We start from the raw sequence: 5,367 nt of genomic DNA on the forward strand, positions 1-5,367 counted from the left end.
ATCCGCCTTCCCTACCGGGCCTGCCGCAGCCCCGGAAGGGAAAGCAGGAAGATCAGCGTGATCAGCACGGCCGAGGCCACGCACCAGCGGCACCAGGCGTGGATCACCGCGGCCTCCAGGTAGGTCAGGTAGGCGGAGAACGCCACCCCCGCCGCCGCCATGGCGAAGAGTCCGGCCGCCACCCCGCGCGAGCGCACCCAGCGCGGCTGCACCCCCGCCAGCGCCAGGAGGAGCAGGGCGCCGTACGCGCCGATCCCCCAGACGGCCACGGGAACGCCGAGGAAGTAGGCGTACTTCGACGCCTGCACCGTTTCGCACCCCCCGGTCCCGCACTGGATGACGCCCAGGTACCCGAGCTTGTAGAGCGTCAGGTACCCGGAGATGAAGACGCCCACCAGCGACAGCACGGCCACCGCCATCCGCGACGCCGGGGGCGCGGAGTCCTCCGGCGCGGCGGACGCCTCCGGAGCGGCGGGCGCGGCGGGCGCCTCCAGGCTCATTGCGCCGCGCCGGAGGTCTCCGCCGTGTCCGCCGCCGGGACGGCACCGCCGCCGCTCGCGGCCTCGTCCACCATGCGGTTCAGCTCCGTGAACGAGGGCGTCTGTCCCAGCCGGCGGCCGTTGACGATCAGGGTGGGCGTCCCCTGCACCCCGAGCGAGCGGCCCAGCTCCATGCTCTCGGAGATCTCGCGCTGGTACTTGTCGGAGCGGAGGCACGCCTCGAAGGCCCGGGGGTCCGCCCCCGCCTGCCGGGCGTACTGCACGAACAGGTCGGTGGGGTCCGACGCATGGGACCAGTTGGGCTGCTGGCCGTAGACGATGTCGTGGAACTCCCAGAACCGCCCCTGCTCGTTGGCGCAGCGGCCGGCGCGGGACGCCAGGAAGGCGTTGGGGTGGATGTCGACGAGCGGGAAGTCGTAGTACACGAAGCGGACCTTCCCGGGCTCCACCAGCCGGTCCTTGATGAGCGGCGCCACCATCCCGGCGAACTGCCCGCACGCGGGGCACTGGAAGTCGGCGAACTCGTAGATCACCACGGGGGCATCGGGCGGCCCCACGGAGATCCCCTGCACCCGGTTCAGCCGCGCGGCGTCGAGCGCCACCGGCACCGGCTCCGAGGCCGGTTTGTCCTTTCCGAAGGCCTGGTAGATCAGGAAGCCGACGCCCGCGAGGGCGACGACGCCGAGGACGACGTAGAAGGGCGCCAGCGGAGAGCGGCCGCGGGGCGCGGGGCTGCGAGATACGGGCTTGCTCATTTCTTCCGGGGGTGAACGGCGGGGATTGGGCTCTCGGTGTCTTCGGCCGATATCTTAACGGACGGAGCTCGAACCCGGCAAGCCGGGGAACGTTCCTTGCTTTTTTGTGCGGTCCGAGCTCTTCCCCCGAACCACGCGACACCGATGCCGGACATACGGCTGGTACGACCCCGGGGCTCCCACCTGTGGCTCCTGATCGGCGGGCTGGTGACGGTTGCCCTGGCGGTCCTCGCCTTCTCGCTCTTCTTCGGCGACCCCACGGAGGCGGCCGAGACCGCCCGGGTGGGCGCGCGGGCCGACTTCGGCGCGAAGCGGGCGCCGGTGATCCCGGTGGAGCCCACCCCCTTCGAGGCGGTCTCGCAGCTCAGCGAGGCCGACCTGGGGACGCTGGTGCGCCTGACCGGCGTGGCGGAGAGCCGGGTGGCGGGGAACTCGCTGTGGGTGCGCTCGGCGGGGGGGCGCCGGATCCTGGTCCGCTTCGAGCCGCCGCCGCCGGAGGGGACCCGGCTCGGCATCGTCCCCGGCGGTGCGGTGCGGCTGGACGGCTACATCCAGAAGATCGCGCAGGCGGAGCTCAAGGTGCGGCTGGACACGCTGGGGGTGCGCCTCCCCCGCCCCACCCCGCGCGTGGGCGGCAAGTTCGGCGACCTCCCGGACAGCGGCTTCCTGCGGGTGGACTCGCTCTTCGTGAAGGGCTTCTACGTCTCGGTGCGCCCCGAGGCGCTCCCCGGCGCCGGTGCGCCCGCGGCCCCCGCGACCGGAGCGGGGAGGTAGCGGGTGCGCTGGACGCCGCAGGACCTGGACAGGCTGGAGCGGGCGATCGACGAGGGGGCGCGGATCCAGCTCTCGCGCCGCGGCACGGAGTACGTGATCCAGCCGCGCGAGCTGCGCAGCGCGGGCGCCACCGAAGAGATCGTCGCCGTGCACCCCACCACGGGCGAGGAGATGCGGTTCGCGCTGGACGAGATCGACCGCTTTTCGGTTGTAGGGTAGTGCGGGAGTGCGGAGTGGCGGCCCCCACCCGGCGGCCTGAGAGCCGCCACCCTCTCCCAAGTTTGGGAGAGGGGATCAACGGCTGGTGCCTTGCCGTCCTCCCCTCTCCCGCTTGCGGGGGATATCGGGGGCAGATGTTGCGAGCCCAAAGCGAGCCGGGTGGGGGCCTCGCGTGAGGGATGCGAGCCCGTCAGGGGCGAGACTCCGCGGCTGTTTGCGGAGGCTCGCCGCACTAGAGCACGGTCGTATCGTGCTCTAGTGCGCCGCAGCCCGGCCCCCCGCCAGGGGGGACACGCCCGAATCCGCCTCTGCAGAAGACTCCACCATCTCCCCGTACTCACGCGCCGCCTGGATGAGCGCCCAGAACAGCCGCCGGTCCGGGTTGCGCTGGTCGCCCGGGGACTCGGCCTCGCCGCGCTCCGGGTGCCACTGCACGCCGTACACCCAGGGGTAGTCCCGCGCCTCCACGCCCTCCACCACGCCGTCCTCGGAGACGACCGTGGCCTCCAGCCCCGGCGCCAGCGCGTCCACCGCCTGGTGGTGGAAGGAGTTGATGAACAGCTCGTCCGTCCCGAAGATGCGCCGCAGGCCGGACGCTTCGCGCACCGTGGCGTGGTGCCAGCGGTGGTTCCAGGGCGCGGACTGCTCGTGGTGGATCCGGCTCGGGCGCTGCGAGGGGAGGTCCTGGAAGAGCGTCCCCCCCATCCCCACGTTCAGCACCTGGCACCCCCGGCAGATGGCGAGCACCGGCATCCGGCGCGCGAGCGCCGCCTCCAGCGCGGCGAACTCGACCTCGTCGCGCGGGGGGTTCACGGTGCCCAGCGCCGGGTGCGGCGCCTGGCCGTAGCGGGCGGGGTCCACGTCCTCGCCACCGGTGAGCACCAGGCCGTGCGCCATGCCGACGAGCCGGCGGACGGACTCCGGCGTGTGGCCGGGGGTGAGGAGAAGCGCCGTCCCTCCGGGCTGCTCCACGGACCTGACGTACTGCACGTTGAGGATCACCTGCGGGAGATCGTGGGATCCCCCGGGGCGCATGGTGGTGGTGACGACGATCAGCGGGCGCACGCTTCCTCCGGTTCCTGTGGGGTTCGGAAGCCCAGCGCGCTGCAGGATCCGAGCCTACCCCGCGGCCAGGTGCGGCAGTGGGGCGGAGGCGGCGAGGTGCACCTGGTCGCGCCCCGCCTGCTTGGCGGCGTACAGGGCGGCGTCCGCGGCGGAGAGCAGCTCCTCGGCGTCGCGGGCGTCCACGTCCGGCCAGCTGGCGACGCCCACGCTGAGGGTGACGAGCACCGGGGCCGCGTCGAACGTGAAGGGGACGGCGGCGAAGTGGCTCCGGGCGCGCTCGGCGAAGCGGAGCGCGCCGGCGGCGGGGGTCTGCGGGAGGACGACCACGAACTCGTCGCCGCCGTAGCGGCCGGCCAGGTCGTGGGAGCGGAGGGCGCCCTCGGCGTGCAGCCAGGCGCCGAGCGCGCGGAGCACCGCGTCGCCCGCCAGGTGCCCGTACGTGTCGTTGATCTCCTTGAAGCGGTCCACGTCCATCAGCAGGATGCTGAGCGGCTCCTGCCGGGTGGTGGCCAGCTCCATCTCCTCGCGGAGGAAGGTCAGGAGCGAGCGGCGCGTGGCGCACCCCGTCAGCTCGTCGGTGTGGGCCAGGTCGTGGAGGCGGCGGCGCTGCTCGATCAGGTTCTGGAAGGCCTGCACCCGCCCGCACGCCTGCACCAGCGCCTCCACCACCCTCCCCGCCAGCTCCTCGGCCCCCTCGCCCAGCGCGGGCTCCCCGGCGCGGGCGTGCTCCAGGAAGACCCCGGTCAGCCCGCTGGTGATGGGGAAGGGCACGGCCACCACCGAGTGGACGTCGCTCTCCGGGCCGTCCAGCTCCCGGCGCGCCCGCGCCTCGGCGAAGAGGGGCGAGCTCGCCACGTCGGCCACGCAGACGGGGGCGTTCCGCTCCAGGGCGGCGCGGACCTCCGGGTGGTCGTCCAGCTCCAGCGTCTTCCCCTCGACGGCGCCGTCGGAGGAGGCGGCCACCCGCGCCACGGCCTCGCCGTGCTCGCCGCGCTCCACCACCACCACCGAGCAGCGGCCCACCTCCAGGATCTCGGCGGTGCGCGAGGTGACGAGGTGGAACATCTCGTCGGCCGTGGCCACCCGGTTCAGCTCGCGGATGAGGTCGATGGCCTGCAGGCGGATGCGGGCCTGCTCGCGGGCCCGCCGCAGCTCCTGGTGCCGCTGGATGTGCGAGTCCACGCGGGCCAGCAGCTCGTCCAGCCGGAACGGCTTGGTCAGGAAGTCCACCGCGCCGTCGCGAAGGGCGGAGACGGGGAGGGTGGCATCGTTGGTGGCGGTGATGAGCACCACGGGGAGGTCCGTCCAGCGGGAGTCGCGGCGCAGGGAGCGCAGCACCTCCAGCCCGCTCATCTCCGGCATCATGACGTCGAGCAGGAGGAGGTCGGGCGGCGCGGGCGCGCCCGCGAGGAGGTCCAGCAGGCGCGGCCCGCTGTCGGCGGTGCACACGCGGTACCCGTTGGCGTTCAGGGCGCGGTCGAGCCCCTGGAGGATCGCCGGGTTGTCGTCGGTGACGTAGACGGTCGAAGAGCGGCTCATGCTCGCGCGGCAGTCGATTGGGAGAACGGGCGCGAGCGTGGCGCGGTGCGTGGACCGCGCCTGGGTTCTCGGCGACCGGTGTCGTTTCATGGTCCCCGGCGGCGGGACCGCCGGGTGCGCCCCGGGGGTCCGGCTCCCGGGGACACGGGCCCGCGCTCCGTGGTGAGGCCGCGGGCAGAAGTTGCCCGCCCCGGAGCAAGACGCAGACCAGCCCCCGGCCAGGGCCGATTGTGCGCGCCGCGCCTGGGTGGCGGCCCGCCGGGCCGCCGCGTGTTCCCCGCCTGGTTGAGACAGCCCCGCCCCATTCTGTCCCTCCGCCGCCCCACCGCACCGGCCCGGATCGTGCTTGCCGGCCCCGCACCGGAAGCGATCCGGGACCCACGCGCGATGCAGACCGAATGATCCCGTTCCGTTTCCGGACACCTCCGGGCCACCGCCGCCCGCTCGCCCTCGCCCTGGCGGCCTGGCTGCTGGCCGGCTGCGCCCGCCCGGAGCCGGAGCCCGCGCTCGTGGAC

The 5,367-nt window shown here is 73.7% G+C and carries 6 protein-coding genes; 2 read left to right on the plus strand and 4 right to left on the minus strand.

The genetic code is table 11. From position 1 onward, the window contains the following. Nucleotides 1–11 precede the first annotated feature (11 nt). Together VGR37_23725 and VGR37_23730 are read right to left on the minus strand one after the other, a co-directional pair. On the minus strand, nucleotides 12–500 hold the full coding sequence (locus VGR37_23725; GenBank protein HEV2150430.1) for a vitamin K epoxide reductase family protein: 489 nt from the start codon (nucleotides 498–500) through the stop codon (nucleotides 12–14). Continuing rightward, nucleotides 497–1,255 (minus strand): DsbA family protein, encoded by a 759-nt coding sequence (locus tag VGR37_23730; protein ID HEV2150431.1) that lies wholly within the window; start codon nucleotides 1,253–1,255, stop codon nucleotides 497–499. Before VGR37_23730 ends, VGR37_23725 begins: the two co-directional genes overlap by 4 nt. Before the next feature lie 144 nt (nucleotides 1,256–1,399). On the opposite strand from VGR37_23730, the gene VGR37_23735 reads away from it, so the two are divergent. Beyond that, complete coding sequence (locus VGR37_23735; GenBank protein ID HEV2150432.1) at nucleotides 1,400–2,029, plus strand: hypothetical protein; 630 nt, start codon at nucleotides 1,400–1,402, stop codon at nucleotides 2,027–2,029. Nucleotides 2,030–2,032: 3 nt separating this feature from the next. Then, nucleotides 2,033–2,248, plus strand: a complete 216-nt coding sequence (locus tag VGR37_23740) for a hypothetical protein (GenBank protein ID HEV2150433.1) — start codon at nucleotides 2,033–2,035, stop codon at nucleotides 2,246–2,248. A gap of 255 nt (nucleotides 2,249–2,503) precedes the next feature. Here VGR37_23740 and VGR37_23745 read toward each other — a convergent pair whose 3' ends face one another. Next, nucleotides 2,504–3,313: a gamma-glutamyl-gamma-aminobutyrate hydrolase family protein gene (locus VGR37_23745; GenBank protein HEV2150434.1), complete on the minus strand. Its 810-nt coding sequence runs from the start codon at nucleotides 3,311–3,313 to the stop codon at nucleotides 2,504–2,506. Nucleotides 3,314–3,367: 54 nt separating this feature from the next. Beyond that, nucleotides 3,368–4,852, minus strand: coding sequence for a diguanylate cyclase (locus tag VGR37_23750; protein HEV2150435.1), 1,485 nt, complete (start codon nucleotides 4,850–4,852; stop codon nucleotides 3,368–3,370). Between the last annotated feature and the right edge of the window lie 515 nt (nucleotides 4,853–5,367).

This window comes from Longimicrobiaceae bacterium (assembly GCA_035936415.1).
Classification (GTDB): Bacteria; Gemmatimonadota; Gemmatimonadetes; order Longimicrobiales; family Longimicrobiaceae; genus JAFAYN01.